This is a genomic window from Streptomyces sp. NPDC058052, assembly GCF_042885515.1.
Classification (GTDB): Bacteria; Actinomycetota; Actinomycetes; order Streptomycetales; family Streptomycetaceae; genus Streptomyces.
Genome location: NZ_JBHVRX010000009.1, coordinates 44,121 through 70,743, shown reverse-complemented (window position 1 = coordinate 70,743; position 26,623 = coordinate 44,121). Strand labels below are relative to the sequence as shown.

22 protein-coding genes and 1 tRNA gene are annotated in these 26,623 nt (G+C 73.5%); 13 read left to right on the top strand and 10 right to left on the bottom strand.

Annotated features, from left to right (window positions below; genetic code table 11):
• Nucleotides 1-29 precede the first annotated feature (29 nt).
• Nucleotides 30-923 carry a tyrosine-protein phosphatase gene (locus ACFVU3_RS15065; protein ID WP_390066331.1) on the bottom strand — a complete coding sequence of 298 codons (894 nt, stop codon included), beginning with the start codon at nucleotides 921-923 and terminating at the stop codon, nucleotides 30-32.
• Nucleotides 924-1,184: 261 nt separating this feature from the next.
• Between ACFVU3_RS15065 and ACFVU3_RS15060 the strand changes: the two genes are divergently transcribed.
• A complete protein-coding gene (locus tag ACFVU3_RS15060; protein ID WP_390066330.1) occupies nucleotides 1,185-2,060 on the top strand; it encodes an SDR family oxidoreductase in 876 nt (291 codons plus the stop codon).
• Between the two features lie 136 nt (nucleotides 2,061-2,196).
• On the opposite strand, the gene ACFVU3_RS15055 is transcribed toward ACFVU3_RS15060, so the two are convergent.
• Genes ACFVU3_RS15055 through ACFVU3_RS15045 form a run of 3 tightly spaced genes read right to left on the bottom strand, consistent with a single transcriptional unit; the run spans nucleotide 2,197 to nucleotide 5,442 of the window.
• Nucleotides 2,197-3,666, bottom strand: a complete 1,470-nt coding sequence (locus tag ACFVU3_RS15055; RefSeq protein WP_390066329.1) for an ankyrin repeat domain-containing protein — start codon at nucleotides 3,664-3,666, stop codon at nucleotides 2,197-2,199.
• A 52-nt stretch (nucleotides 3,667-3,718) separates the two neighbouring features.
• On the bottom strand, nucleotides 3,719-4,477 hold the full coding sequence (locus ACFVU3_RS15050) for a class I SAM-dependent methyltransferase (protein ID WP_390066328.1): 759 nt from the start codon (nucleotides 4,475-4,477) through the stop codon (nucleotides 3,719-3,721).
• Nucleotides 4,478-4,536: 59 nt separating this feature from the next.
• Nucleotides 4,537-5,442, bottom strand: a complete 906-nt coding sequence (locus tag ACFVU3_RS15045) for a hypothetical protein (RefSeq protein WP_390066327.1) — start codon at nucleotides 5,440-5,442, stop codon at nucleotides 4,537-4,539.
• Nucleotides 5,443-5,649: 207 nt separating this feature from the next.
• Between ACFVU3_RS15045 and ACFVU3_RS15040 the strand changes: the two genes are divergently transcribed.
• A complete protein-coding gene (locus ACFVU3_RS15040; protein ID WP_351100059.1) occupies nucleotides 5,650-6,435 on the top strand; it encodes a serine protease in 786 nt (261 codons plus the stop codon).
• 158 nt (nucleotides 6,436-6,593) lie between these two features.
• Here the strand turns inward: ACFVU3_RS15040 and ACFVU3_RS15035 are convergent, their stop codons facing one another.
• On the bottom strand, nucleotides 6,594-8,342 hold the full coding sequence (locus tag ACFVU3_RS15035) for a beta-galactosidase family protein (RefSeq protein WP_390066326.1): 1,749 nt from the start codon (nucleotides 8,340-8,342) through the stop codon (nucleotides 6,594-6,596).
• A 93-nt stretch (nucleotides 8,343-8,435) separates the two neighbouring features.
• Between ACFVU3_RS15035 and ACFVU3_RS15030 the strand changes: the two genes are divergently transcribed.
• From ACFVU3_RS15030 to ACFVU3_RS15005, 6 genes are all read left to right on the top strand, one after another.
• On the top strand, nucleotides 8,436-9,323 hold the full coding sequence (locus tag ACFVU3_RS15030) for an AraC family transcriptional regulator (protein ID WP_390066325.1): 888 nt from the start codon (nucleotides 8,436-8,438) through the stop codon (nucleotides 9,321-9,323).
• An 11-nt stretch (nucleotides 9,324-9,334) separates the two neighbouring features.
• A complete protein-coding gene (locus tag ACFVU3_RS15025; protein ID WP_031002643.1) occupies nucleotides 9,335-9,661 on the top strand; it encodes a chorismate mutase in 327 nt (108 codons plus the stop codon).
• Complete coding sequence (locus ACFVU3_RS15020) at nucleotides 9,661-10,650, top strand: asparaginase domain-containing protein (RefSeq protein ID WP_390066324.1); 990 nt, start codon at nucleotides 9,661-9,663, stop codon at nucleotides 10,648-10,650. Before ACFVU3_RS15025 ends, ACFVU3_RS15020 begins: the two co-directional genes overlap by 1 nt.
• A 99-nt stretch (nucleotides 10,651-10,749) precedes the next feature.
• Nucleotides 10,750-13,236, top strand: coding sequence for an aminopeptidase N (gene pepN, locus ACFVU3_RS15015; RefSeq protein ID WP_390066323.1), 2,487 nt, complete (start codon nucleotides 10,750-10,752; stop codon nucleotides 13,234-13,236).
• Between the two features lie 136 nt (nucleotides 13,237-13,372).
• Complete coding sequence (locus ACFVU3_RS15010) at nucleotides 13,373-14,749, top strand: pyridoxal phosphate-dependent decarboxylase family protein (RefSeq protein WP_390066322.1); 1,377 nt, start codon at nucleotides 13,373-13,375, stop codon at nucleotides 14,747-14,749.
• A complete protein-coding gene (locus ACFVU3_RS15005) occupies nucleotides 14,746-16,158 on the top strand; it encodes a lysine N(6)-hydroxylase/L-ornithine N(5)-oxygenase family protein (protein ID WP_390066321.1) in 1,413 nt (470 codons plus the stop codon). Before ACFVU3_RS15010 ends, ACFVU3_RS15005 begins: the two co-directional genes overlap by 4 nt.
• 3 nt (nucleotides 16,159-16,161) lie before the next feature.
• On the opposite strand, the gene ACFVU3_RS15000 is transcribed toward ACFVU3_RS15005, so the two are convergent.
• The gene (locus ACFVU3_RS15000; protein ID WP_390066320.1) at nucleotides 16,162-17,958 is read right to left on the bottom strand and encodes a bifunctional metallophosphatase/5'-nucleotidase; all 1,797 of its coding nucleotides are present in this window, start codon (nucleotides 17,956-17,958) and stop codon (nucleotides 16,162-16,164) included.
• A gap of 113 nt (nucleotides 17,959-18,071) precedes the next feature.
• On the opposite strand from ACFVU3_RS15000, the gene ACFVU3_RS14995 reads away from it, so the two are divergent.
• The 4 genes from ACFVU3_RS14995 to ACFVU3_RS14980 all read left to right on the top strand — a co-directional run bounded on the left by ACFVU3_RS14995 (nucleotide 18,072) and on the right by ACFVU3_RS14980 (nucleotide 23,014).
• Nucleotides 18,072-18,788, top strand: coding sequence for an SIMPL domain-containing protein (locus tag ACFVU3_RS14995; protein ID WP_390066319.1), 717 nt, complete (start codon nucleotides 18,072-18,074; stop codon nucleotides 18,786-18,788).
• Between the two features lie 147 nt (nucleotides 18,789-18,935).
• Nucleotides 18,936-20,363 carry a pyruvate kinase gene (gene pyk / locus ACFVU3_RS14990; protein ID WP_390066318.1) on the top strand — a complete coding sequence of 476 codons (1,428 nt, stop codon included), beginning with the start codon at nucleotides 18,936-18,938 and terminating at the stop codon, nucleotides 20,361-20,363.
• 306 nt (nucleotides 20,364-20,669) lie between these two features.
• The gene (locus tag ACFVU3_RS14985; RefSeq protein ID WP_390066317.1) at nucleotides 20,670-22,250 is read left to right on the top strand and encodes an NCS1 family nucleobase:cation symporter-1; all 1,581 of its coding nucleotides are present in this window, start codon (nucleotides 20,670-20,672) and stop codon (nucleotides 22,248-22,250) included.
• Between the two features lie 35 nt (nucleotides 22,251-22,285).
• Nucleotides 22,286-23,014, top strand: coding sequence for an aspartate/glutamate racemase family protein (locus tag ACFVU3_RS14980; protein ID WP_390066316.1), 729 nt, complete (start codon nucleotides 22,286-22,288; stop codon nucleotides 23,012-23,014).
• Nucleotides 23,015-23,048: 34 nt separating this feature from the next.
• On the opposite strand, the gene ACFVU3_RS14975 is transcribed toward ACFVU3_RS14980, so the two are convergent.
• Entirely contained in the window at nucleotides 23,049-23,837 is a 789-nt protein-coding gene (locus ACFVU3_RS14975; RefSeq protein WP_390066315.1) for a helix-turn-helix domain-containing protein, read from the bottom strand.
• An 81-nt stretch (nucleotides 23,838-23,918) separates the two neighbouring features.
• Nucleotides 23,919-24,005: transfer RNA gene (locus ACFVU3_RS14970), tRNA-Leu, on the bottom strand.
• 101 nt (nucleotides 24,006-24,106) lie between these two features.
• Here ACFVU3_RS14970 and ACFVU3_RS14965 point away from each other — a divergent pair.
• Nucleotides 24,107-24,760: an ANTAR domain-containing response regulator gene (locus ACFVU3_RS14965; RefSeq protein ID WP_390066314.1), complete on the top strand. Its 654-nt coding sequence runs from the start codon at nucleotides 24,107-24,109 to the stop codon at nucleotides 24,758-24,760.
• Between the two features lie 76 nt (nucleotides 24,761-24,836).
• Here the strand turns inward: ACFVU3_RS14965 and ACFVU3_RS14960 are convergent, their stop codons facing one another.
• Nucleotides 24,837-25,553, bottom strand: coding sequence for an ABC transporter ATP-binding protein (locus ACFVU3_RS14960; protein ID WP_043219280.1), 717 nt, complete (start codon nucleotides 25,551-25,553; stop codon nucleotides 24,837-24,839).
• The gene (locus ACFVU3_RS14955) at nucleotides 25,550-26,623 is read right to left on the bottom strand and encodes an ABC transporter ATP-binding protein (RefSeq protein ID WP_390066313.1); all 1,074 of its coding nucleotides are present in this window, start codon (nucleotides 26,621-26,623) and stop codon (nucleotides 25,550-25,552) included. The genes ACFVU3_RS14960 and ACFVU3_RS14955 overlap by 4 nt, the downstream gene beginning before the upstream one ends.

Here is a 26,623-nt window from a genome sequence, read left to right as displayed (position 1 = left end):
GCCCCCGCACGGGCCGCGCCGCACCCGCGTCAGCCGGCCAGCCGCTCCCGCAGACCCGCCAGGGTGCGCAGGTCCAGGCCCAGGCCGGCCGTCACATAGCGGTACAGGGAGCCGTAGCCGGCGCGGACCTCCGCGAGCGCCGCGTCCAGGTACTCCACGCGGACCTCCTGGAGCGGCACGATCAGTTCGGGGTTCCGCATCAGGCCGGACTGCCGAAGGCCCTCGCGGACCCGGGCGTCGTGCGCGGCGCGGATCGTGTTGGAGGCCAGGTAGTCCTCGGTGGCGAGGCGTTCCGGCACGCCGACGAGCCGCAGGACCAGCCAGCTCGTCCAGCCGGTGCGGTCCTTGCCCGAGGTGCAGTGGTAGAGCACCGGGCCGGAGCCGGGTGCGGCGAGTTCGCGCAGGGTCCGCCCGAAGGCGTCCCGGTTCGCGGGGTCGGTGACGAAGGTGCGGTACACGGCCGCCATGAAGGCGGCAGCCCGGCCGCCGCCCAGGGCCTCCTCCTGCCGGACCGGGTCGCGTGAGCCGATCACGGCGTGCAGCTGCCCGAAGAGGCCGTTGTCGGTGATCGGCCGGGAGACGGCGGTCACCCCGGCGGGCAGCCGGTCGGCCCCGTCGGAGGCGACCTCCAGCGGGATCCGGAAGTCGATCGCCCGGGAGAGCCCGAGCCCGCCGAGGGTGGTCAGGTCGGCGTCGGTCAGTTTGCCGAGGTGGTCGGCCCGGTAGACGAGGCCGTGCCGGACCCGCTCGCCGTCGTGGGTGCGGTATCCGCCCAGGTCGCGGACGTTCACCGCGCCCTGGAGGGGGATCTGCCGGAGGGGGCCGGGGGAGTGGGGGCGGGCCGCGGCGGCGGGCGGGGCGACCGCCGCCACGACGGCGGCGGCTCCGGCGGTGCTCAGCAGTGCGCGTCTCGACAGAGACATGGCGGACTCCCTTACTGAGGGGGGAAGGGGTGCGGGCGGAGGCGCGCGGCAGCGCCCGGGACACTTTCAACCAAACGCTTGTTAGGCGGCCTCCCGGGGAGGAAGGTAGCAGTCGACGGGGCCGGGCGGGAGGGTCGTGCCCGCCCCCGTCCGGGCGGCCGCGAGGTCCGGGCGGCCGTGACGTCCGCACGGCCGTGGTGTGCGGAAGCCCGTACGGCGGGAACAGTCGTGATGTCCAAACAGCCTTGAAGGGGAGTCGAGATGGGGATCTGCGAAGGGCGCGTGGTGGTCGTCACCGGAGCGGGCCGCGGACTCGGGCGGGCGCACGCGCTCGCCTTCGCCGCCGAGGGCGCCCGGGTCGTCGTCAACGATCTGGGCGTCGGCCTCGACGGCACGCCCGGACCCGACAGCCCGGCCACCGCCGTCGTCGAGGAGATCAGGGCCGCCGGCGGCGAGGCCGTCGCCCACGGCGGCGACATCGCCTCCACCGAGGGCGCCGCCTCGCTCGTCACCGCCGCCCTGGACGCCTTCGGCCGGCTCGACACCCTGGTCTGCAACGCCGGCTTCCTGCGCGACCGGATGCTGGTCAACCTCGACGAGAAGGACTGGGACGCCGTGATGCGCGTCCACGCCAAGGGCCACTTCCTGCCGCTGCGGTACGCCGCCGCGCACTGGCGGGCCGAGGCGAAGGCCGGGCGCACGCCCGAGGCGCGGGTCGTGCAGACGACCTCCGGCGCCGGGCTCCTCGGCAGCGTCGGGCAGGGCAACTACGCGGCGGCCAAGGCGGCCGTCGTCGGCCTCACCCTGGTCGCCGCCGCCGAACTCGCCCGGTACGGCGTCCAGGTCAACGCCATCGCCCCGGCCGCCCGCACCCGGATGACCGAGCAGGTCTTCGACGGCCTCCAGGCCCTCCCCGAGGACGTCTCGCCGCTGGTGGTCTGGCTCGGCTCGGCGGGCTCGGCGGGCGTCACCGGCCGGGTCTTCGAGGTCGAGGGGGGCCGGATGACGGTGATGGAGGGCTGGCGCCCGGGCCCGAGCGAGTCCAGCGGCGGCCGCCGGACCCCGGCGGAGGCCGGCGACACCGCCCGCAAGCTCCTGGCCCTCGCGGAGCCCCCGCAGGCGGTGTACGGAGCCTAGGCGCAGCCCTGCCACGTGTCCTCGACAGGCCGCCCTGCCGCGGGCCTCGGCGCCCGCGCCCTCGCCGGGCCGCCGAGCCCCGGCCCGCCGCGGGCGGCCGTGACCGAGAACGAGCGACCCGCCCCCCCCGCGCCGGTCAGTGACCGCGCGGGGGGATCCACTCCAGCCGGGTCCGGACCCGGGCGTCGCGCACGAACTCCAGGGCGGCCAGGGCCGTCTCGCGGGGAGCGCCGTCCGCGTCGCCGTCCGCCAGGACCGCCGCCAGCGCGTCCACCGCCCGCGGGTCCTGCCGGATCGCGAGCCCCCGGGCCGCCTCCGCCGCCGTCTCCGGGTCCGGGTCCGCGAGCCGTTCCGCCAGCGCCTCCCGCACCAGCGGTGTGTCGTCCGGCAGTTCGGCGAGGGCCAGCACCGCCCAGTCCCGCACCCGCGCGTCCCCGTCCCGGCTCAGCCCGAGTAGCACCCCCAGCGCGTCCATGTCCCCGGCCGGCACGAGCCCCGCCAGCGCGCCGGCCGCCGCCCGCCGCACCTCGGGGTCCGGGTGGGCCGCGGCGGCCAGCAGCTCCGGCACGGCCGCCGGGTCCGCGCACGCCCCGAGCGCCGTCACCACCGACAGGACCGGTTCCCGCGCCGGGCCCGTCACCTCCGCCGCCAGCCGCCGCAGCACCGGCACCGCGCTCGCCGCGAACCCCGGCAGCGCGCCGAGGACCCGGGCGCCGAGCGCCCGCCGCAGCGGATCCCGGTAGGCGCACCAGGCGGCCGCCGCCACGAAGGTCTCCTCGTCGGCCCGCCCGGCGAGTTCGGCCACCGCCGTCGTCCAGTCGTCGAGCTCCGGGTCTCCGGGGCGCAGCGCCCGGGCCGCCAGCTCCTCGTGCGGGGTGCGCCGGCCGAGCGCCGCCTCCAGGAGGGTCGCGACGGCCGCGTGCCCGGTCTGCCGTTCGTCGCCGCGCCCGGGCCGGCCGTCCTCCCGCAGCAGCTCGACGACCACGGTGACGCCGCCGTCCTCCCGGACCCGCCGGACCACGGCCTCGTACGTCTCCCCGCTGTCGTTCCCCGCGACCAGGCCGCGCCGCAGCTCGGCCGCCATGTCCACGCCGATCCACCGCCGCGCCTCCCGCAGGGCCGGCGCCGCGCCCCGCGCGTCGTGGTCGAGCAGCGCCCGTACGCAGGCGGTGGAGCCGCGCCGGGCGGCGGCGGCCAGCGGGGCGAGGCCGTCGGGGCCGGGGCGGTCGGGGTCGGCGCCGTGGTCGAGCAGGACCCGTACGGTCTCCGCGTGGCCGAGCCGCACCGCCCAGGCGAGCGCGGTGAAGCCGAACTCCTCCTCCTGGTCGGGCGGCGCGCCCGCGGCGAGCAGCGCCCGTACCGTCCCCGCGGCCCCGCCGCAGGCCGCGCCGCAGAGCGGGAGGTCGCCGGCGCCGGGACCGCTCGCCCGGGCGGGATCGGCGCCGGCGGCGAGCAGCAGCCGGACGATCGCCGGTTCGCCGGCGACCGCCGCCCGGTAGAGGGCGGTCTCCCCGTCGTCGGTGGACTCGGGGTCGGCCCCCGCGCGCAGGGCCCGGACGACCGCGTCCTCGTCCCCGCTCGTGATGGCGTCGAACAGCGTCGTCATGGAACGACCCTGACCCGCCGTCGGGTCCCGGCGCAAATCCGTTCCGGCCGGCTCAGGGCTTGCGCGCCTCGATGAGGAACCGGGTCGTCGTGGCCACGAACGGCCCTTCCCCGCCGATCCGTCCGTGCAGCTCCCGCAGCCGGTCCCGGTACGCCTCCACGGTGAATCCGGGCACCATCCAGATCACCTTCCGCAGGAACCAGACCACGGCGCCGATGTCCCGGAACTCGGTCCGCAGCTCCTCCGCCCGCAGGTCGACGACCTCCAGGCCGGCCGCCTGGGCGTCCCGCCGCGCGTCCTCGGGGTGCCGGGCCCGGCGGACCTCCTCCGGCAGCGGTCCGAGGAAGTACTCGACCAGCTCGAAGACGCTGGCCGGGCCCACCTGCTGGGAGAAGTGCGTGCCGCCGGGCCGCAGCACCCGGGCGATCTCGGCCCACCACACGGTCACCGGGTGGCGGCTGACGACCAGGTCGAAGGCGGCGTCGCCGAAGGGCAGCGGCGGCTCGTCCTCGTCGTGGACGACGACCGCGCCGAGCGGGTGCAGCAGCCGGGTCGCCTTCGCCACGTTCGGCGGCCAGGACTCGGTGGCCGCCGTCAGCGGCGGCAGCTTCCCGGCCCCGGCCAGCACCTCCCCGCCGCCGGTCTGCACGTCCAGCGCGGCGGTGGCCGCGCCCAGGCGCTCGCCCAGCAGCCGCTGGTAGCCCCAGGAGGGCCGCTCCTCGGTGGCCCGCCCGTCGAGCCAGGAGAAGTCCCAGCCCTCCATCGGCGCCGCCTCGGCCTCCGCCACCAGGTCCTCGAAACTCCGTGTCATGTCCGCATTGTTCCGTCCGGGAGCGGGGGAGGCGCGGCATTTTCGGTCCGGCGGCACGGTCATCCGGCGCAGTCGAGGACCGTCCCGCACAGCCGGCAGCGGGCCCTGAGGCTCCGGCCGGCCGGGACGCGGAGCCGCTGCCGGCAGACGGGGCAGGGGAAGGCGACGCCGGTCGCCGGGGCGCCGCCGTCGAAGGCGTACGGGGCGCCGGGCGCGGCCCGGCCCAGGCGCCGCTCGCGGACGTAGCGGCGGCGGTCGGCCCAGCCCGCCCCGGCCAGCGGGGGCAGCCGCCGCTCCCGGTCGGCCTCGGCCCGGCCGCGCCGCCACGCCTCGTAGGCGACGGCGCTGGTGAACCACGGCGAGGGGTCCTCGCCGAAGAGCTCGGCCCGCTGGGCGAGCACCCAGCCGAACTCCTCGGGCGTCAGGTAGCCGAGTTTCTGGCTCTCGGCCCCGTCCTGGCGGAAGGCGTCGAGAAGCAGCCAGCCGGCGCCGAGGTAGGCGGTCACCACGTCGGTGAGGATCTCGTTCCGCCCGGTGTCGGGGAAGCCCAGGTCCAGCCGGTGCAGCAGGACGTGGGTGATCTCGTGGGCGAGGGCCGCGCCGATGTCCCGGGGGCGGGCCCGGAAGCGCTCGTTGAGCTCGACGACGTACTCGGGTCCCGCGGCGGGTTCGACGGTGGCGGCGTGCTCCATCCGCCGGAAGGACACCACCGCCGGGGCCTCCGGGAGCCGCAGGTGGCGCACCAGGACCCCGGCGACCCGGGTGGCGCCGAGCAGGGGGTCCTCACCGGCGCCGAGGGTCACGTCGGCGGCGGCCACGCTGGTCGGGTAGCGGCCGACGCCGGTGGGGCCGACGCGCCGGTAGAGCGCGGTGAGCGAGGCCCGTACGGCCTCGCGGTGGGGGAAGCCGTGCTCCACCCCGTGGGTGTCCCGGCCGACCCGGTCGGCCCTGTGGCGGTCCGTCATGGGCGTTCCCCCTCGCTCCCCACTGTACGGTCCGCTCGTGACGTCTGGCCGAAAAGGCTTCCTTGTGGCGGCAGTTGAGGGCTGTCCATAATCCGGACATGCCTTGACGGGCGCATGTCACACCGAGGGTCGCCGCCCGCGGTCCCCGTGCGCGACCCGCCGTCAGGGCCGCACCCCCCATGAACCCCCCACGAGAGAAGGCAGACCGTGCAGAAGAACCGACTCGTCCGCACCCTGCAGAAACTCGCCGCCGCCGGCGCCGTCGCGCTCGCCGCGCTCAGCCTCCAGCCCGTCTCCTCCGCCACCGCCGCCCCCGCGCCCGTCGTCGGCGGCACCCGCGCCGCCCAGGGCGAGTTCCCCTGGATGGTCCGGCTGTCGATGGGCTGCGGCGGTTCCCTGATCAGCCCGCAGGTCGTCCTCACCGCGGCCCACTGCGTCAGCGGCTCCGGCAACAACACCTCCATCACCGCCACCGCCGGCGTCGTGGACCTCCAGTCGAGCAGCGCCATCAAGGTCCGCTCCACCAAGGTCCTCCAGGCCCCCGGCTACAACGGCAAGGGCAAGGACTGGGCCCTCATCAAGCTGGCCAGCCCCATCACCTCGCTGCCCACCCTGAAGATCGCCGAGACCACCGCGTACAACAGCGGCACCTTCACCGTGGCCGGCTGGGGCGCGGCCCGCGAGGGCGGCGCCCAGCAGCGCTACCTGCTCAAGGCGAACGTCCCGTTCGTCTCGGACGCCTCCTGCCAGTCCTCCTACGGCAGCGACCTCGTTCCGTCCGAGGAGATCTGTGCCGGCTACAGCCAGGGCGGCGTCGACACCTGCCAGGGCGACTCGGGCGGCCCGATGTTCCGCAAGGACAACGCCGGCGCCTGGATCCAGGTCGGCATCGTGAGCTGGGGCGAGGGCTGCGCCCGCGCCGGCTACCCCGGCGTCTACACGGAGGTCTCGACCTTCGCCGCCGCGATCAAGTCCGCCGCGGCCACGCTGTAACCCCACGGACGGGGGCCCCGGGGCGGCACAGCGCCCCGGGGCCCCTCCCCGTCCGGGCACGCCCGCCCGGTCCCGCGCCACCCGGCCCCTCCCCGTCCGGGCACACCCCGCCCGGCGCGACCCGCACGCCCCCGGGGCCTTTGCCGTCCGGGCCCGGTTCAGGCCAGCTCCACCCGCCCGGCGCCGTCCCCCTCCAGCTCCAGCACCCACACCTCGTTCGCGCCCTCCCGCAGCACCGGACCCGGCACGAACAACCCCTCCTGCGGCCCCTCCGACGGCCAGTACCGGCCCAGGCAGAAGCCGTTCACCCAGACGAAGCCCCGGCCCGCGCCCGGCAGCCGCAGCTCCGCGTCCCCGGCGCCCGCCACCTCCGCGACGGCCCGGTACAGGCCCGGCCCGCCGCCCTCCGGCACCGCCCCGAACGGCACCCCGGCCACCGCCTCCGCCGTGAACGCGTCGAGCCGCAGCCCCCGGGCCCGCACCCCGTGCACGTACTGCCGCTCGTGCAGCAGCCCGCCGGTGATCCCCTTCGGCTCGGCGAGCCGCGGCCCGTAGTTCACCCGGCCCAGCGACTCCACCCACAGATCGACCACGGCCGGCCCCGCCACCGGCTCCGGCAGCACCGCGTCCTCCTCCGTGAGCACCCCGGCGAACACCCCGTCCACCCAGACCCGTGCCCGGTCCCGCAGCCCCGTCACCGCCAGCGGATACGGCTGCCGCGGTCCCGGCACGGAGAACCGGTACCGCACCAGACCCCGGTCCACGCCCAGCTCCTCGAAGGTCGGCGGCACCCCCGAACCGGTCTCCTCCCCGCCCAGCGCCGTCAGCACCGCGCCGAGCGACGCCCACCCGGCCGCCTCCGCCCGCACCGGGGCCGCCAGCCGGGCCGGCGGCTCCGGCACCTCCGGCAGCGGACCCGCCGCGTACGTCCCCAGCACCTCGCGGAAGCGGTGGAACTTCTCCGTCGCCCGCCCCCACTCGTCCACCGGGGCGTCGTAGTCGTACGAGGTCACCGTCGGCAGCAGCCGGCCGTCGTGCAGGTCGCCGGAGCGGTTCGCGCCCGCCCAGCCGCCGAAGTTCGAGCCCCCGTGCGCCATGTAGAGGTTCACCGACGCCCCGCACTCCAGGACCTCCCGCAGCGCCTCCGCCGCGTCCGCCGCGTCCCGCGCCGCGTGCTCCGTGCCCCAGTGGTCGAACCAGCCGCACCAGAACTCCATGCACATCAGCGGCCCCGACGGACGGTGCCGGCGCAGCACCGCGAAACCCTCCTCCGCGCCCGAGCCGAAGTTCGCCGTCGCCAGCACCCCCGGCACCGAACCGCCCGTCAGCATGTGGTCCTCCGGCCCGTCCGAGGTGAAGAGCGGCACCGACACCCCGCACTCCCGCAGCAGCCCCGCCAGCCACTCCAGATAGCGGGAGTCGCTCCCGTAACTCCCGTACTCGTTCTCCACCTGGACCATCAGCACCGGGCCGCCCCGGTGCGCCTGCCGCGCCACCACCTGCGGCAGCAGCCGCCGGAACCAGGTCTCCACCGCCGCCAGGAACTCCGGATCCCGGGTCCGCACCCGCCGCCCCAGCGGCCCCGTCAGCCAGTGCGGCAGCCCGCCGTTCTCCCACTCGGCGCAGATGTACGGCCCCGGGCGCACGATCGCCCGCATCCCGGCCGCCGCCACCGCGTCCAGGAACCGGCCCAGCGCCTCCGGATCCGCGTACCGGCCCGGCTCCGGCTCGTGCAGGTTCCACGGCACGTACGTCTCCACGCAGTCCAGGCCCATCGCCCGCAGCATCCCGAGCCGGTGCTCCCAGTGCCCCTCGTGCACCCGGAAGTAGTGCAGCGCCCCCGACAGCAGCCGCACCGGCCGCCCGTCCAGCAGAAAGTCCTCGTCACCCACAGCGAACGTGCTCATGGCCTCACCCTGACCCCCTGGCGGCGGGCCGGTCCATGGACAAAGATCGTCGCAGTTTGGACGTTAGAAAGCGCGGGAAGGGCAGGCCGGCGGATGTACCACACCTGGATGCGCTACTTCACGCCCGGACCGGTCCACCACCGCCTCGGCCTCGTCTGCCTCGGCGTCGGACTCCAGCACGGCAGGCTCCCCGTCGTCGGCCCCCGCACCCTCGACCACCACGTCGCCGTCCTCGTCTCCGCGGGCGGCGGCTGGTACCGCTCCGCGGACGGCCGCACCACCCCCGTCTCCGCCCCCGCCCTCCTCTGGCTCACCCCCGGAGTCCCCCACCACTACGGCGCCGACCCCGCCACCGGCTGGGACGAGTCCTTCGTCGACTTCACCGGACCCGCCGCCGCCACCTACACCGAACTCGGCTACATCGAACCCGACCGGCCCGTCGTCCCCCTCGCCGACGCCGCCCCCGCCCGCGCCGCCATCGGCCGCATCGCCCGCGCCGCCCGCCCCGGCAACCCGCTCCTGGAGGTCGAGACCGCCGCCGCCGTCCACGAACTCCTCGTCGCCCTGCGCCGCGCCCGCGCCGACACCGACACCGACGGCGACCCCGTCCTCACCGGCCTCGCCCGCGACGCCTTCCAGCCGCTCTCCGTCGCCGAACACGCCGCCCGGCACGGCATGACCGCCGCCGAACTCCGCACCGCCGTCCGCCGCGCCGCCGGATGCAGCCCCAAGGACTACCTGCTCACCGTCCGGCTCGGCCGCGCCAAGGAACTCCTCGCCGCCACCGAACTGCCCGTCGCCGCCGTCGCCCGCCGCGTCGGCTACGACGACCCCGCCTACTTCTCCCGGCTCTTCACCCGACGGGTCGGACTCGCCCCCGTCCGCTTCCGCGACCAGCAGGGCCGGGCCGTCCACGGCGGCTGGAGCGACCGCGTACCGGATCCCGAACACCCGCCGACCCTCACCGGGGACTCCGGATAGGCTCGCTGACCATGAGCGACACCAGGAACGACTCCAGCGACATCGACCCGTCCGTCCGCGCCGAGCTGACCCGGCTGCGCGAGTCGATCGACAACATCGACGCCGCCGTCGTCCACATGCTCGCCGAACGCTTCAAGTGCACCCAGCAGGTCGGCGTCCTCAAGGCCGAGCACCAGCTGCCGCCCGCCGACCCGGCCCGCGAGGCCCGCCAGATCGCCCGGCTGCGCGAACTCGCCGAGAGCGCGAAACTGGACCCGGCCTTCGCGGAGAAGCTCCTCAACTTCATCATCGCCGAGGTCATCCGCCACCACGAGACGATCGCGGACGGAGCACGCTGATGAGCCGCGTCACGGTCTTCACCCTCGGCGGGACCATCTCCGCGCGCGGCGGTGAGCTGGGCCGCATGACCGGCCCCGAGGTCCTCGCCGCCCTCGGCGCGCCCGAGGACGTCGACCTCCGGGACTTCCGCCGGCTCCCCTCCTCCTCCCTCACCCCCGAGGACCTCGCCGCCCTCGCCGCAGAGGTGAACGAGGCCGTCGCCGCCGGCTCCGGCGTCGTCGTCGTCCAGGGCACCGACACCCTGGAGGAGACCGCCTTCCTCCTCGACCTGCTCTGCCCCACGGACCGGGCCCCCATCGCCGTCACCGGCGCCATGCGCCGCCCCGACCTGCCCGGCGCCGACGGCCCCGCCAACCTCGCCGCCGCGCTCGCCGTCGCCGCCGACCCCGCCTGCCGCGGTCTCGGCGTCCTCGTCGTCCTCGCCGACGAGATCCACGCCGCCCGGCACGCCCGCAAGACCCACACCACCTCGATCGCCACCTTCGCCTCGCCCGGCGCCGGCCCCCTCGGCACCGTCGTCGAGGGCACCCCGCGGATCCTGCTCCGCCCCACCGTGCCCACCGCGCCCTGCCGCCTCTCCTACGACCCCACGGTCCGGATCGCCCTGCTCACCCTGAGCCTCGGCGACCGCGGCGAACTCCTCTCCGCCGTCGACGACCGCTTCCAGGGCCTCGTCGTCGCCGCCTTCGGTGCCGGCCACGCCCCCTCCTGGCTCGTCGAACCCCTCGCCGGGATCGCCCGCCGCGTCCCGGTCGTCCTCGCCTCCCGCACCGGATCGGGCACCGGCCTCAGCGACACCTACCGCGGCCCCGGCTCCGAGTACGACCTCCTCCACCACGGCCTCGTCCCGGCCGGCCCGCTCGACCCCGCCAAGGCCCGGCTGCTGCTCGCCGCCCTCGTCTCCAGCGGCGCCGCGGGACCCGCCGGCTACGACCGTCCGCGCATCACCGCCGCCTTCGCCCACCTCGACGGCACCGGCCTCGCCTGACGCCCGGCGGTCCGCCCCGGCCCGCCGCCGGGCCCTCCTCCCGGGCCCGTTCGACACCACCCCTGCCCCCCGCCCGGACGATCGGGCAGCATAGGGCCCATGTCCGTACTGACGCGCGACGAAGCGCAGACCCGTGCCCAGCTGCTCGACGTCCACCACTACGCGGTGGACCTCGACCTCACAGGAGGCGACGAGACCTTCGGGTCCACCAGCCGCATCCGCTTCACCGCCCGCGCCGCCGGGGACACCTTCGTCGAAGTCAAGCCGGACACCCTGCACTCCGTCACCCTCGACGGCAAGTCCCTCGACCCCGCGGACCTCACCGAGAACCGGCTCCCGCTGAGCCTCACCGAGGGCGAGCACGAGCTGACCCTCACCGCGACCATGCGCTACTCGCACACCGGCGAGGGCATGCACCGCTTCCTCGACCCCACCGACGGCGAGTCCTACACCTACACCCAGCTCTTCATGGAGGACGTCCAGCGCGTCTTCGCCGCCTTCGACCAGCCCGACCTGAAGGCCGTCTTCGAGGTCGCCGTCACCGCCCCCGAGGACTGGACCGTCCTCTCCAACGGCGTCACCGAGCGGCAGGAGGAAGGGCGCTGGACCGCGGCACCCACCCCGCCGATCTCCACCTACCTCGTCTGCGTCGCCGCCGGCCCCTGGCACTCGGTCCGCACCGAGCACGCCGGACTCCCCCTCGGCATCCACTGCCGCCGCTCCCTCGCCCCCCACCTCGACGCCGACGCCGACGAGATCCTCGCCGTCACCCGGGCGTGCTTCGACCGCTTCCACGAGAAGTTCGACGAGCCGTACCCCTTCGACTCCTACGACCAGGCGTTCGTCCCCGAGTTCAACGCCGGCGCCATGGAGAACCCCGGCCTCGTCACCTTCCGCGACGAGTTCGTCTTCCGCTCCGCCGTCACCGCCACCGAGCGGATGACCCGCGCCATGGTCATCGCCCACGAGATGGCCCACATGTGGTTCGGCGACCTCGTCACCCTCCGCTGGTGGGACGACATCTGGCTGAACGAGTCCTTCGCCGAGTACATGGGCTACCAGACCATCAACGAGGCGTGCTCCGACCTCTTCGCCGACACCTGGATCGACTTCGGCGTCACCCGCAAGTCCTGGGGGTACGACGCCGACCAGCGCCCCTCCACCCACCCCGTCGCCCCGGACCCGGAGGCCGTCCCCGACACCGCCTCCGCCCTCCTCAACTTCGACGGCATCTCCTACGCCAAGGGCGCCTCCGCCCTCCGCCAGCTCGTCGCCTGGCTCGGCGAGGAGGACTTCCTCGCCGGCATCAACATCCACTTCAAGCGCCACCGGTTCGGCAACGCCACCCTCGCCGACTTCATCGACAACCTCGCCGCCGCCACCGACCGCGACGTCCACGCCTGGGCCGAGCAGTGGCTCCGCACCACCGGCGTCGACACCCTCACCCCCCGCCTCACCGGCGAGGGCAACCGCTGGGACCTCACCGTCGACCGCGCGGGCAGCCGCCCCCACCGCATCGAGGCCGGCCTCTACGACCGCCGCCCCGACGGCGAACTCGCCCTGCGCGAGCGCGTCGCCCTCGACGTGCCGCAGCAGGAGCCCGTCCGGATCGGCGGCCCCCGCCCCGCCCTCGTCGTCCTCAACGACACCGACCTCACCTACGCCAAGCTCCGCTTCGACGAGGACTCCGAGGAGACCGCCCTCCGCGGCCTCTCCCGCATCCCCGACCCGCTCGCCCGCGCCGTCGTCTGGAACAGCCTGCGGGACATGGTCCGCGACGGCGGACTGGAGCCCGCCGCCTACCTGGAGACCGCCCTCGCCCACCTCCCCGAGGAGACCGAACTCGGCATCGTCCAGGGCGTCCTGGCCTTCGCCCGCACCCAGATCGCCGACCGGTACGTCACCGGCGAGCAGCGCCCCGCCGCCCTCGCCGGCCTCCGCGAGATCGCCCGCGCCCTGCTCCGCCGCACCGAGGACGGCGACGACCCCGGCCTGCGCCTGACCGCCGTCCGCACCCTCGTCGACAGCGCCACCACCCCCGACCAGATCGCCACCTGGCTCGACGAGGGCACCGTCCACGGCGGCCCCGAGCTCGACCCGGAGCTGCGCTGGCGCATCCTCGCCCGGCTCGCCGTCCTCGGCGCCACCGACGAGGCCGCCATCGCCGCCGAGCTGGCGCGCGACCCCAGCGCCACCGGCCAGGAGGGCGCGGCCCGCTGCCGCGCCTCCCTCCCGGACCCGGAGGCCAAGGCCGCGGCCTGGGCGGCCATGTTCGACTCCGACGACCTGTCGAACTACCTGTTCACCGCCACCGCCCTCGGCTTCTGGCAGCCCGAACAGGCCGACCTCGTCCAGGAGTACGTGGACCGCTTCTACGACGACGCCGTCGCCCTCGGCGACCGCCGCGGCCCCGCCATGGCCGAGGCCGCCGGCCGCTACGCCTTCCCCGCGTACGCGGTCGACGCCGCCTCCCTCGCCCTCGGCGAGCGCCGGCTCGCCGACGGGGCCATGATCCCGGCCCTCCACCGCAAGCTCGTCGACCAGCTCGACGACCTGGCCCGCGCCCTGCGCGTCCGCGCGAGCTGACCCCCGCCCGCGGGCCCGGCGCGACTCCACCGCGCCGGGCCCGCGGCACGGGCGGCCGCAAGCCGCCGTCCCTCGTTCGGGTCATGTCACCGAGGTCTCCGGACAGACCCCGCCCGGCCCCGGCACGCTGTCGTCCATGCGTGCCGCACCCCCGCCACCCCTCGCCGCCCAGCCCACTCCGCTCAGCCGCCTCCTCGGGATCGCCCTGGACGCCCTGCGCACCGGCGCGGAGGAACGCGGCGGCCCGCTGCCCGCCGGCGGGCCCGGAGCGATCACGGCACGGGTCCGCGCCACCCTCGGAACCGTCCTCCCCGAGACCGGCAGCGGACCGGACGAGGCCCTGCGCACCCTGGTCCATCTGGTCGCCGCGGGAGCCGCCGACCCCGCCCACCCGCTGTGCGCCGCCCATCTGCACACCCCGCCGCTCGCCGTGGCCGCCGCCGCCGACCTGGCCGCCGCCGCCCTCAACCCCTCCATGGACTCCTGGGACCAGGCGCCGGCCGCCTCCGCCCTGGAGGCGGAGGTCACCGCCGCCCTCGCCGCCGAGGTCTTCCCGCGGGCCGCCCGCCCCGACGCGCTCGTCACCACCGGCGGCACCGAGGCCAACCAGCTGGCCCTGCTCCTCGCCCGCGAACGGCACGGAACCGCCCTCACCACCGTCGCCGGCGCCCACGCCCACCACTCCGTCCGCCGCGCCGCCTGGCTCCTCGGGCTCCCCGAGCCGGTCACCGTCCCCACTCCGCGGGGCGTCCTCGACCCGGAGGCCGTGGCCCGCGTCCTCGCCGGCCTGGACGGTCCCGTCCTCCTCACCGCCACCGCCGGCACCACCGACGAGGGGCTGATCGACCCGCTGCCGGAACTCGCCGACGTCTGCGCCGCGCACGGCGCCGAGCTCCACGCCGACGCGGCCTACGGCGGCCCGCTCCTCCTCAGCCGCACCCACCGGCACCTCCTGGCGGGCCTGGACCGGGCCCGTACCGTCACCCTCGACCTGCACAAGCTCGGCTGGCAGCCGGTCGCCGCGGGAATCCTCGCCGTCCGCGACGCCGGGGACCTCACCGCCCTCGCCCACACCGCCGACTACCTCAACGCCGGCGACGACACCGAGGCCGGCCTCCCCGACCTCCTCGGCCGCTCCCTGCGCACCACCCGCCGCCCCGACGTCCTCAAGGCGGCCGTCACCCTGCGCGCCCTCGGCCGCTCCGGGCTCGGCGCCCTGGTGGACCTGTGCATGGAGCGCGCCCAGGACCTGGCCGACCTGGTCGAGAAGGCCCCCGGCCTGGAGCTGCGGGCCCGGCCCGCCCTCACCACCGTCCTCTTCCGCCCCGCCGGCGCCGAGGACGCGCGGGTGGCGGCCCTCCGCCGCACCCTCCTCGCCGACGGCCGGGCCGTCCTCGGCCGCGCCGAGGCGGACGGCCGCCTCTGGCTGAAGGCCACCCTCCTCAACCCGCACACCACCCCCGACGACCTGGCCCAGCTCATCACCCTCGTGGAAGGCGACAGCGACCGATGACCGGCAGCACCCCTCAGCAGGACCTCGACCGCCCGCACGATCTGGTGGGCGTCGGCATCGGCCCGTTCAACCTCTCGCTCGCCGCCCTCGCCGACGGCGTCCCCGGCGGGCTCGCCGCGGCCTTCTTCGAGCAGCGCCCCGCCTTCCACTGGCACCCGGGCCTCCTCATCGAGGGCGCCACCCTCCAGGTCCCCTTCCTCGCCGACCTGGTGACGCTCGCCGATCCGGCCAGCCCCTGGTCCTTCCTCAGCTACCTGAGGTCCCGCGAGCGGCTCTTCCCCTTCTACTTCGCCGAGAAGTTCCACATCCAGCGCGCCGAGTACGACGCCTACTGCCGCTGGGCCAGCGAGCGCCTCCCCGGCCTGCACTTCGGCCACCAGGTCGACTCGGTCCGCTGGAACCCGGAACGGAAGCTCTTCGAGGTCGACTTCACCCAGCTCGACCAGGACGGCGAGGCCGCCGCCCTCGGCCGCGCCTACACCCGGAACGTGGTCCTGGGCGTCGGCACCGAGCCGTACGTCCCCGAGCCGCTGCGGCCGCTCGCCGACGCCCCCGGCGTGCCGGTGATCCACGCCGCCGACTACCTCGCCCACCGGGAGCGGCTGCTCGCCGCCGGCCACGTCACCGTCATCGGCTCCGGCCAGTCCGGCGCCGAGGTCTTCCTCGACCTGCTGCGGGCCCGCCCGGTCGGTGCCGAGCGGATCAGCTGGCTCTCCCGCACCGAGGCGTTCGCGCCCATGGAGTACTCGAAGCTGGGCCTGGAGCACTTCACGCCCGACTACACCCGCTACTTCCACGCCCTGCCCGAGCCGGTCCGGGGCGAACTGATGCCCCGCCAGTGGCAGTTGCACAAGGGCATCGACGTGGACACCATCGCCGCGCTGCACGACGAGCTCTACCGCCGCACCCTGCACGGCGGCTGGCCGGACGCCGTCCTCACCCCCGGCGTCCGGGTCCGCACGGCGGGCCGGGTCGCCACCACCCAGGTCGAGCTGCACCTGGAGCACGTCCAGCAGGGCACCCGCTCCCGGCTCACCACCGACGCCGTCGTCCTCGCCACCGGCTACCGGGAGCGTCCGGTGGACCGGATGCTGGCCGGCCTCGACCCGTATCTGCGGCACGACGCGGCGGGCCGGGCGAAGGTCGACGAGCGGTACCGGCTGGTGCTCGACCCGTCGGTCACCGGCGCCGTGTACGTGCAGAACGCCGAGCGCCACACCCATGGCGTGGGCGCCCCCGACCTGGGTCTCGCCGCCTGGCGCAGCGCGGTCATCCTCAACACGGTCACGGGGAAGGAGCCGTACCCGCTGCCGGGCCGGACCGCCTTCACCCGTTTCGGCCTGGACGCGCGAGAGGCGCCGAGCGTTCCGGCCCAGGGCCGGAAGCTGACGCCTCTCGTGCAGCAGTAGGAATCAGAAGACCGGCACGCCGTCCCGGGTCAGCTTCCAGTCCACGGACGCGAACTGCCCCGGGTCGACCGTCCCCTTGGCCCGCACCCACTGGATGATCGTGTTGCGGATCTCGTCCGAGTTCGCCCACAGCTGCTGGGCCTTGGCGACGTGCGGGAAGGCGCCGCCGCCGCTGGCGCGGTAGTTGTTGACGGCGAGGACGAACGTCGCGGCCGGGTCGAGGGGCTTGCCCTCGAAGGAGAGGCCGGTGATCCGCTGCCCGGCCGGCTTCGCGATGTCGATTTCGTAGGCCAGCCCGGAGACGGCGTCGTAGTTGTAGTCCGGGGTGTTGTCCGCGTTGGTGAGCTTCGCGGTGTCGACGGGGACGCCCGCCGGGGTCTGGACGTAGTACTTCGCCGAGTACTCCAGGTACTCCTTCAGCTGGGCGCCCGTCATCAGGCGGGCCTCCAGGGTGTTCTCGAAGGGGTAGAGGCCGGCGGCGTCCTTGATGGTGATCTGCCCGGCCGGGATGCGGGCGGTCCGGGAGAAGCAGGACGCCTGCGAGAGCACCGGCAGGGCGGCGTACGCGCCGCCGGCCAGCGCCGCCTTCACCGTCTCCGCCTGGACGACGTTGATCAGGTCGATGATCGGCTCGTCCTTCCACGGCGCGTCGGCCGTGGTCATGACGGCGGTGGAGGTGCCGATGACCGTGTTGACGTACTCCACGACCTTCTTGTGCTCGTCGGAGAGCAGGCCGGTGATCTTCGGGTCCTCCTCGACCGTGTTCGAGTTCAGGACCTGGGCGGCGACCTTCTCCACCGTCCAGCGGCCCTTCTCCCACACGAGGTCGAAGTCGAAGAGGGTGAGGCGCTGGCCCCACTTCAGCGGCTCGGAGAGGACGACCTCCTTGCCGGTCTCCTTGTTGGCGATCCGGTACTCGGGGATCTCGGTGTGGGCGTGCCCGACGAGGATCGCGTCGATGCCGGGGACCTGCTCGGCGACGAGCCCGGCGGCGTTCTCGATGTGCGGGAGCTGGTCACCGTAGGAGGAGGTGCCGCTGGAGCCGGAGTGCGCGGAGACGACGACGACGTCGGCACCCAGGGAGCGCAGCTTCGGCACCCACTTCGCGGCCTGCTCCTCCAGGCCGGGGAAGACCATCTTCCCGCTGACGTTGGCCTTGTCCCAGATGGCGATGCCGGGGTTGGTGAGGCCGAGGACCGCGACCTTGACGTCCTTGCCGTGCGGGGTGCGCAGCCGGTGGATGCTGTACGGCGGGAAGGCGGGGCGCAGCGTCTTCGCGTCGAGCGCGTTGGCGCCGAGCAGCGGGAAGTCGCACTGCTCCTCGAACTTCCGCAGCACCGGGATGCCGTAGTTGAACTCGTGGTTGCCGAGCGCGGCGGCGTCGTATCCGATGGCGTTCATGGCCTGGGCCATCGGGTGGACCGGGCCGCCGGCCTTCGTGATCGGGTCGATCTTGGCGTAGTAGTACGAGAGCTGGGTGCCCTGGATGGTGTCGCCCGCGTCGATGAGGAGCGTGTTGCGGCGCCCCTTGGCCGCGCGGACCTGGTTCACCAGGGTGGAGATCTTGGCGAGGCCGACGTCGTTGTGGGCCTTGTCGTCGAACTCCTTGTCCGTGAAGTAGTCCCAGTTGAGGACGTTGCCGTGCAGGTCGGTGGTGCCCATGACGGTGAAGGAGTACCGCTTGGCCGGCCTGGGACGGCGGTCCTGGGCCGCCGCGGGGGAGGCGGCACCGGCGGTGAGGGCGGCTCCCGCTCCGATGGCGGCGGAGCTCTCCAGGAAGGTCCGGCGGTTCAGCGGCATGTGTGTACTCCTCGGTTCGTGGCGCTGTCTCAGGTGCACAACGCGCGTAGATTCTGGCTCAGACGCATCCGCGGCAACAGCCCTATCGGGTTACGGAGTGGGAAAGTGTTCGTATGCCACCGATCCCCGGCCCGGAGGAGTCCGCCGTGACGCACACCCACCCCACCCCCGCGGCGCCCCAGGTGACGGTCCGGGGCGAGGGCCGCCTGGAGGTCGAGCCGGAGCTGGCCCGGTTCTGGCTGACCGTCTCCGCGCGGGGCGGCGACCGCTCCGCCGTGCTCGCCGACCTCACCCGCCGCAACACCGAGGTCCTCGGCCTCCTCAGGGCGCGCGGCACCGCGGTGGGGAAGGTGGAGACGGGCGGCTTCTCGATCGCCCCCGAGCCGTCCCGCCGGGGGAGGGGCGAGCAGGTGCGGGCCTACCGGGGACGGGTGCGGATCGGCGTCGAGCTCACCGACCTCACGGTCCTCGGCGAGCTGGTGCCGGAGCTCGCGGACCGGGAGCAGACGGAGGTGGACGGGCCGTGGTGGGAGCTGCGCCCGGACTCGGAGGCGTACGCGCAGGCGCGCCGGCTGGCGGTCGCGGAGGCCGTGCGCAGGGCGCGGGCCTACGCGGAGGCGCTCGGCACCTCGCTGGGCTCACTCCTCGAACTCTCGGACGCCGGGCTGCCGGAGCCGGGCATGCCGAGGGGCGGCGGCTTCGCGCCGATGGCGGTCGGGTACGCGGCGGAGGAGGCGGGCGGGGCACCGGTGCTCGACCTCGAACCGCAGCGGCGGACGGTCACCGCCGAGGTCGTGGCGCGGTTCACGATGCTGCCGCCCGCACTCTGAGACGGAGGGTCCGGGGGCACGGAAAACGCTCATCGGAGCACGCCGGCGCACAGATTCAAGTCTTGTCAACAACGTTTCACGGAAAGGTTGTTGAGTAGTCATGCCCAGCCCACCGGCTACTGATGGGTAAGGCCCTAGGCTCGCCTCATGCGCCGAGCGAAAATCGTTTGTACCCTTGGGCCCGCCACCGAAACATACGACCAGATCAAGGCGTTGATCGAGGCCGGGATGGACGTGGCCCGCTTCAACCTCAGCCACGGCACCTACGCCGAGCACGAGGAGCGTTACCGGCGGGTCCGCAAGGCGGCCGACGAGAGCGGCCGCAGCGTCGGGGTCCTCGCCGACCTTCAAGGCCCGAAGATCCGGCTCGGCCGCTTCCGCGAGGGTCCGGTACTCCTTGAACGCGGCGACGACTTCACCATCACCGTCGAGCCGATGGAGGGCGACCGCCACTGCTGCGGCACCACCTACTCCGGCCTCGCCGAGGACGTCACCGCCGGTGAGCGGATCCTCGTCGACGACGGCCGGGTCACCCTGGAGGTCACCTCCGTCGACGGCCCCCGCGTCCACACCCGGGTCGTCGAGGGCGGCATGGTCTCCGACCACAAGGGGCTCAACCTGCCGGGCGTCGCCGTCTCCGTCCCCGCGCTCTCCGAGAAGGACGTCGAGGACCTCCGCTGGGCGCTGCGCATCGGCGCCGACGTCATCGCCCTCTCCTTCGTCCGCTCCGCCCGGGACATCGAGGACGTCCACCGGATCATGGACGAGGAGGGCCGCCGCCTTCCGGTCATCGCCAAGATCGAGAAGCCGCAGGCGGTCGAGAACATCGAGGAGATCGTCGCCGCCTTCGACGGCATCATGGTCGCCCGCGGCGACCTCGGCGTCGAGATGCCGCTGGAGCAGGTCCCGATCGTCCAGAAGCGCGCGGTGAAGCTGGCGAAGCGCAACGCCAAGCCGGTCATCGTCGCCACCCAGATGCTCGACTCGATGATCGAGAACTCCCGGCCGACCCGCGCCGAGGCGTCCGACGTCGCCAACGCCGTCATCGACGGCACCGACGCCGTGATGCTCTCCGGCGAGACCAGCGTCGGCCGCCACCCGATCGAGACGGTCCGCACCATGAGCCGGATCGTGGAGGCCGCGGAGGAGGACGTCCTCGCCAAGGGGCTGCCGCCGCTGACCGAACGGAACAAGCCGCGCACCCAGGGCGGCGCGGTGGCCCGCGCCGCCGCCGAGATGGGCGACTTCCTCGGCGCGAAGTTCCTCGTCGCCTTCACCCAGTCCGGCGACACCGTGCGGCGGCTCTCCCGCTACCGCTCGCCGATCCCGCTGCTGGCCTTCACCCCGGAGCCGGCGACCCGCTCGCAGCTCAACCTGACGTGGGGCGTGGAGACCTTCCTCGGCCCGCACGTCGACTCCACGGACGCGATGGTCGCCCAGGTCGACGAGGAGCTGCTGCGGATCGGACGCTGCGCGAAGGGCGACATCGTGGTGATCACGGCCGGCTCCCCGCCCGGGGTCTCCGGCTCCACCAACCTGGTCCGCGTCCACCACATCGGAGACCCGCTCTCCTAGCCCGCGGACCTCGCGTACGCGCGACGGTATACCAAGAAGAACCCCGCCACCAGGCTTTCGGTGGCGGGGTTCTCGCGTTTCCGGTCAGGTCGGATACCAAGCTGGAAGTGACGCCTCCGGAACCCTTGACGGCTGCTCCTGGCGAAAACTACGTTCTGTCGGGCGGAAAGCAACTTCCACTTTGTGGAATGCTCCAACCCCGCCCCCTACCTCCACCGGCCGCCCGGACCCCCTGCCGGGAGCCGCTTCCCCCGAAGCGCGCCCACGGGTCCCGCGGCGGCCCCCGAGCACACGCGAGGGCCCTTGATGACTGCCGTGGACGCCACCCGGCCGCCCGGGACCGGGAACACCGACGAGACCGGGAACACCGACGGGACCGGGACCACCGACGGGACCGGGACCACCGACGGGACCGGGACCACCGACGGGACCGGGACCACCGACGGGACCGCCGGCTCCGTCCTCTACACCTACGACCTGGCCCCCACCAAGAAGGAAGGCCGGCGCTGGGGCGCGTACAACGTCTTCACCCTCTGGGCCAACGACGTGCACAGCCTCGGCAACTACGCCTTCGCCCTCGGCCTCTTCGCCCTCGGCCTCAACGTCTGGGGCATCCTGGCGGCCTTCGTCCTCGCCTCGGTCCTGCTCTTCCTGCTGCTCACCCTCTCCGGCTTCATGGGCCACAAGACCGGCGTCCCCTTCCCGGTCATGAGCCGCATCGCCTTCGGCATCCGCGGCGCCAAGATCCCCGCCGCCGTCCGCGCCGTCGTCGCCATCGCCTGGTTCGGCATCCAGACCTACCTGGCCTCCACCGTCCTCGGCGCCCTGCTGATCGCGATGTTCCCCGGCCTGCGCCCCCTGGACGAGAACACCTTCCTCGGCCAGTCGGCCCTCGGCTGGACCACCTTCCTCGCCCTCTGGGCCGTCCAGCTCGCCATCGTCAGCTACGGCATGCAGATGATCCGCCGCTACATGGCCTTCGCCGCGCCGACCACCCTGATCGCCATGTGCGCCCTCGCCGTCTGGATGTTCGTCCGCGCCGACGGCTCGATCTCCTTCTCCGTCGACGCCCCGCTCACCGGCGGCGAGATGTGGCTCCAGATCCTCCAGGCCGCCGCGCTGTGGGTGGTCATCTACGGCACCTTCGTCCTCAACTTCTGCGACTTCACCCGCTCCGCCCGCAGCCGCGCCTCGATCGTCCGCGGCAACGTCGTCGGCATCCCGGTGAACATGCTCTTCTTCGCCGTCATCGTGGTCGTCCTCAGCGGCGCCCAGTTCACGCTCGACGGCCGGGTCGTCACCAGCCCCACCGACATCGTCCGGACCATCCCGAACATGGCGCTCCTGGCGGCCGCCTCGCTCGCGCTGATCGCCCTCACCGTCGCGGTCAACCTGCTGGCCAACTTCGTGGCGCCGATCTACGCCCTCATCGACCTCTTCCCGCGCAGGCTCGACTTCCGCAGGGCCGGCGTGGTCAGCGCGGTCCTCGGCCTCGTGATCCTGCCCTGGAACCTCTACGACAGCCCGGTCGTCGTCAACTACTTCCTCGGCGGACTCGGCGCCCTCCTCGGCCCCCTCTTCGGCGTGATCATGGCCGACTACTGGCTGCTCAGGAAGGCCAGGGTCAACGTGCCCGACCTCTACAGCGAGGACCCGGACGGCGAGTACCACTACCGCCGCGGCTTCAACCCGCGGGCCGTCGCCGCCTTCGTGCCCAGCGCCGCCGTCGCCGTCGCGGTCGCCCTCGTGCCGTCCTTCCACGCCGTCGCCGGCTTCTCCTGGTTCGTCGGCGCCGTCCTCGGCGCCGCGGTGTACGCGGTCGTCGCCGACCGCACCGCCCCGATCCGGGACGTGGACGGCGAGGCCATCGCCGTCCCCGCCGAATGAGCCGGCCACCCGCCCACCCCACCGAAAGCCGCCCCATGCGCATCCTCGTCGTCAACGTCAACACCACGCCGTCGATCACCGACGCCATCGGCCGCCAGGCGGCCGCCGCGGCCTCGCCCGGCACCGAGATCGTCCCCCTCACCCCCGCCTTCGGAGCCGAGTCCGTCGAGGGCAACTACGAGAGCTACCTCGCCGCGATCGCGGTCATGGAGACCGTCCGCGCCCACCCGGAGCCGTTCGACGCCGTCATCCAGGCCGGCTACGGCGAGCACGGCCGCGAGGGCCTCCAGGAACTCCTCGACGTCCCCGTCGTCGACATCACCGAGGCCGCCGCGACCACCGCGATGTACCTCGGCCGCAGCTACTCCGTCGTCACCACCCTCGACCGCACGGTCCCGCTGATCGAGGAACGGCTGCACGCCGCCGGCCTCAGCGCCCGCTGCGCCTCCGTGCGGGCCAGCGGACTCCCCGTCCTCGCCCTGGAGGAGGACGAGGAGAACACCGTCGAGGCGATCGTCGAGCAGGCGGCCCGCGCGGTCGAGGACGACCGCGCCGAGGTGATCTGCCTGGGCTGCGGCGGCATGGCCGGCCTCGCCGAGCGCGTCGTCGAGCGGACCGGCGTCCCCGTCGTGGACGGCGTGGCCGCCGCCGTCACGATCGCCGAGTCCCTGGTCCGCCTCGGCCTCTCCACCTCCAAGGTGCGCACCTACGCCCCACCCCGCCCGAAGAGGATCCTCAACTGGCCCCCGAAGAACCTGACCTGACACGGGACCTGCGACCGGGGCCGGGCGACGGCGGTCAGTGCTTGGGACCCACGTGGGCGTCCACCAGGGCGACGGCCTCACGCCGTGCCACGGAGATGTCCTGCGCCCCTGTCGTCCGGCGCCTGCTCCGCCAGGGCACACCCACGCGGTCCAGCGCGTCGGTGTACAGCCGCACGATGTCGTCTGACGTATTGGTGAAAAAGTAGCGGGGGTACTCGTACCGCTTCGTCCGGCCGCCGATTGTCTTCGCCGTCCAGTTGGTGATCCGCGAGCCATCGGAATGGATCATCCCCCGGAGGAGGCGCCAGGGGTGGCCCTCGACGATCTCCTGTTGCCAGGCTTCGAGAATGATGCGTCGTTCGTGCTTCCTGCCAGGCCCATGCTGCGGGAAGAGGCAGACGAGGTGCTTGAAGCAGACCTTGAGATCGCGGCACCCGATCTTCTGGACCCAGCACGTCGCGTTGTCCGGAAATACCGCACGCACGGATGCTTCGGCCTCCTGCTGCACGCCTGGCCGCGCATTGTCGAGAGTGATCCGCAGGCTCGCGGTTCGGTGTTGTCGGGGCCGGCTGATGTGGCCGTCGCCGAGGTAGAGACCGAGGAGATACGCGTACGCCGACGTGTCGAGCTCACGCCCATCGCACCGTGGGCAGGCCCGAACCTTCCGGCCTGCACATTCCCCGCGTTTCGCACGGTCCATGTGCTTCCAGTAACTGACCGTGCCCAGAGGGATGTCAAGGTTGCGGGCCACGTCCGTATTCCTGGCACCATCCCGCAGCAGGGTGAGCGCTCGCTGTCGTACCTCTGCGCTGTGGAAGGACATGCGATCACTGTGCGGGATCGGCCCTGGCCGTGCGGAGCGAAAAGCGGACGATCACGCGAAAGTGAACGTCCGCTTCTGGAGTGGTGCCGGGTATGGGATTCGAACCCACACGTCCTTTCGGACAGAGGTGTTTGAGACCTCAGCGTCAGCCAATTGCGCCAACCCGGCATTGTCGTGCGATGCCAGTGGCAGTGTACCCGGTCACCACTCTGGCCAGCAGCTAGGTAGGCTTTCTCGTGCTGCGCACTGCCCCGCAACGAGGAGCCCCTGTGACCGCCCCCGAGTCGCCCCAGCCCGCCGAAGACGCCGACGTGTCCCACGTGCCGCCGCTGACCACCCGCGTCGTCATCGCCGAGGACGAGGCCCTCATCCGCCTCGACCTCAAAGAGATGCTGGAAGAAGAGGGCTACACGGTCGTCGGCGAGGCGGGCGACGGCGCCACCGCCGTCGAGCTGGCCCGTGAGCACCGCCCCGACCTGGTCATCCTCGACGTGAAGATGCCCGTGCTCGACGGCATCTCCGCCGCCGAGAAGATCGCCGGCGAGTCCATCGCTCCGGTCCTCATGCTCACCGCCTTCTCCCAGCGCGACCTGGTCGAGCGCGCCCGCGACGCCGGCGCCATGGCCTACCTGGTCAAGCCCTTCAGCAAGAGCGACGTCGTCCCCGCCATCGAGATGGCCGTCTCCCGCTTCGCCGAGCTGCGCGCCCTGGAGCAGGAGGTCGCCGACCTCACCCTGCGCCTGGAGACCCGCAAGCTGGTCGACCGCGCCAAGTCGATCCTCCAGACCCAGTACGGCCTCTCCGAGCCGGCCGCCTTCCGCTGGATCCAGAAGACCTCCATGGACCGCCGCATGTCCATGCAGCAGGTCGCCGAGGCCGTCATCGAGGACGCCGAGGAGAAGAAGGCCGCCAAGGGGCAGTGAGACCGCCCTCCGTACGACGAGAAGGCCCGCCCCGCGCGATGCGGGGCGGGCCTACTCGTTCGTCGTACCGGGACCGTCAGTCCTCGCCGAGGTACGCCTTGCGGACGGACTCGTCGTGCAGGAGGTCGCCGCCCGTGCCCGAGAGCACGATCTTGCCGATCTCCATCACGTGACCGTGGTCCGCCAGCGCCAGCGCGGCCTGGGCGTTCTGCTCGACGAGCAGGATCGTGGTGCCCTGGGCCTTCAGCTCGGCGATGGTCGCCATGATCTTCTGCATCATGATCGGCGAGAGACCCATGGAGGGCTCGTCGAGCATGAGCAGCTTGGGCTGGGACATCAGCGCCCGGCCCATGGCGAGCATCTGCTGCTCACCGCCGGAGAGCGTGCCGGCCGCCTGCTTGCGACGCTCGCCCAGGATCGGGAAGAGGTCGTAGGCGCGCTGCACGTCCTTGGCGATGCCGGCCGAGTCCTTCCGGAGGAAGGCGCCGAGGAGCAGGTTCTCCTCGATGGTCATGCGCGGGAAGATGTGCCGGCCCTCGGGGGAGTGGGCCAGACCCAGCGAGACGATCTTGTGCGCGGGGATCTTGCGGAGGGACTTGCCCTCGAACTTGATCTGCCCGCCGACCGGCTTGAGGAGCCCGGAGAGGGTCCGCAGGGTCGTGGTCTTCCCGGCGCCGTTGGTGCCGATGAGGGTGACGACCTCGCCCGCCTCCACGGAGAAGGAGATGCCCTTGACGGCCTCGATCTTTCCGTAGGCGACGCGCAGGTCCTCGACTTCGAGCAGTGCGGTCATGCGTCGTTCTCCTTGCCCGGAGCGGCGTCCTTCGCGGCGTCCGCCGCGTCCGCCGGGGTGTCGTCCTCGGCCGGGGTCTCCCCGGCCGGAGCGGCGTCGTCCGCCGGGGCCTCGTCCTCGTCGGCCTCGTCGTCCGCCGGGGCGTCGGTCCCGGTCTCCGCCGGGGCGTCGGCCTCGGCCTCGGCCTCCGCCGGGGCCTCGGTCCCGGCCTCCGCCTCCGCAGGGGCGTCCGCCTTCGCGGGCTCCGCCTTCGGGGCCTCCTCGATCGGCTCGCCGAGGTACGCGGCGATGACCCGCTCGTCGCTCTGGACGGTCTGGCTGTCGCCCTCGATCAGCTTCTGGCCCTGCACGAGCACGGCGACCCGGTCGCACAGGTTGAAGATGAAGCGCATGTCGTGCTCGATGACGAGCACGGCGATGCCCATGTCCCGGATGGCGAAGATGAGTTCCTCGGCCGCGCGGGTCTCCTGCGGGTTCATGCCGGCGGTCGGCTCGTCCAGCAGGATCAGGCCCGGGTCGCTCGCCAGCGCACGGGCGATCTCCAGCTTGCGCTGCTCGCCGTACGGCAGGTTCTTGGAGAGGTGCTGCGCCTTGTGCGCCAGGCCGATGAACTCCAGGAGCTCCATCGCGCGCTTCTCGGAGGCCGCCTCGGCCTTCTTGAAGCCCGGGCCGCGCAGCAGGGCGGACCAGAGGCCCTCCTTGGTGCGGGTGTGCCGGCCGACGAGCACGTTCTCCAGGACCGTCATGTTGTTGAAGAGACGGATGTTCTGGAAGGTACGGGCGATGCCGGCCGCGGTGACCTTGAAGGACTTCGGCGGCAGGACCTGGCCCTTGTAGCGGACCTCGCCCTCGGTGGGCACGTACAGACCGGTCAGGCAGTTGAAGAAGGTCGTCTTGCCGGCGCCGTTCGGGCCGATCAGACCGACGATCTCGCCGCTGTTGACGGTGAGGTCCACATCGCGGACGGCGGTCAGACCGCCGAAGCGCATGGTGACCCCGCGCGCGTCGAGCACGGTCTCGCGGGCGGCCGGCTCCGCGGTGGTGTCGGCCTTGGTGGTGGTCGTCGTCAT

Bases quoted from the DNA above. Each gene is read 5' to 3' on its own strand.
- ACFVU3_RS15025 (WP_031002643.1), top strand. From the start codon at position 9,335: ATGAGCGACACCAGGAACGACTCCAGCGACATCGACCCGTCCGTCCGC.
- ACFVU3_RS15000 (WP_390066320.1), bottom strand. From the start codon at position 17,958: ATGCCGCTGAACCGCCGGACCTTCCTGGAGAGCTCCGCCGCCATCGGA.
- ACFVU3_RS15020 (WP_390066324.1), top strand. From the start codon at position 9,661: ATGAGCCGCGTCACGGTCTTCACCCTCGGCGGGACCATCTCCGCGCGC.
- ACFVU3_RS15035 (WP_390066326.1), bottom strand. From the start codon at position 8,342: ATGAGCACGTTCGCTGTGGGTGACGAGGACTTTCTGCTGGACGGGCGG.
- ACFVU3_RS15065 (WP_390066331.1), bottom strand. From the start codon at position 923: ATGTCTCTGTCGAGACGCGCACTGCTGAGCACCGCCGGAGCCGCCGCC.
- ACFVU3_RS14985 (WP_390066317.1), top strand. From the start codon at position 20,670: ATGACTGCCGTGGACGCCACCCGGCCGCCCGGGACCGGGAACACCGAC.
- ACFVU3_RS15045 (WP_390066327.1), bottom strand. From the start codon at position 5,442: ATGACGGACCGCCACAGGGCCGACCGGGTCGGCCGGGACACCCACGGG.
- ACFVU3_RS15055 (WP_390066329.1), bottom strand. From the start codon at position 3,666: ATGACGACGCTGTTCGACGCCATCACGAGCGGGGACGAGGACGCGGTC.
- ACFVU3_RS14960 (WP_043219280.1), bottom strand. From the start codon at position 25,553: ATGACCGCACTGCTCGAAGTCGAGGACCTGCGCGTCGCCTACGGAAAG.
- ACFVU3_RS14980 (WP_390066316.1), top strand. From the start codon at position 22,286: ATGCGCATCCTCGTCGTCAACGTCAACACCACGCCGTCGATCACCGAC.
- ACFVU3_RS14975 (WP_390066315.1), bottom strand. From the start codon at position 23,837: ATGTCCTTCCACAGCGCAGAGGTACGACAGCGAGCGCTCACCCTGCTG.
- ACFVU3_RS15050 (WP_390066328.1), bottom strand. From the start codon at position 4,477: ATGACACGGAGTTTCGAGGACCTGGTGGCGGAGGCCGAGGCGGCGCCG.
- ACFVU3_RS15030 (WP_390066325.1), top strand. From the start codon at position 8,436: ATGTACCACACCTGGATGCGCTACTTCACGCCCGGACCGGTCCACCAC.
- ACFVU3_RS14955 (WP_390066313.1), bottom strand. From the start codon at position 26,623: ATGACGACGACCACCACCAAGGCCGACACCACCGCGGAGCCGGCCGCC.
- pepN (WP_390066323.1), top strand. From the start codon at position 10,750: ATGTCCGTACTGACGCGCGACGAAGCGCAGACCCGTGCCCAGCTGCTC.
- ACFVU3_RS15005 (WP_390066321.1), top strand. From the start codon at position 14,746: ATGACCGGCAGCACCCCTCAGCAGGACCTCGACCGCCCGCACGATCTG.
- ACFVU3_RS14995 (WP_390066319.1), top strand. From the start codon at position 18,072: ATGCCACCGATCCCCGGCCCGGAGGAGTCCGCCGTGACGCACACCCAC.
- ACFVU3_RS15060 (WP_390066330.1), top strand. From the start codon at position 1,185: ATGGGGATCTGCGAAGGGCGCGTGGTGGTCGTCACCGGAGCGGGCCGC.
- ACFVU3_RS15010 (WP_390066322.1), top strand. From the start codon at position 13,373: ATGCGTGCCGCACCCCCGCCACCCCTCGCCGCCCAGCCCACTCCGCTC.
- pyk (WP_390066318.1), top strand. From the start codon at position 18,936: ATGCGCCGAGCGAAAATCGTTTGTACCCTTGGGCCCGCCACCGAAACA.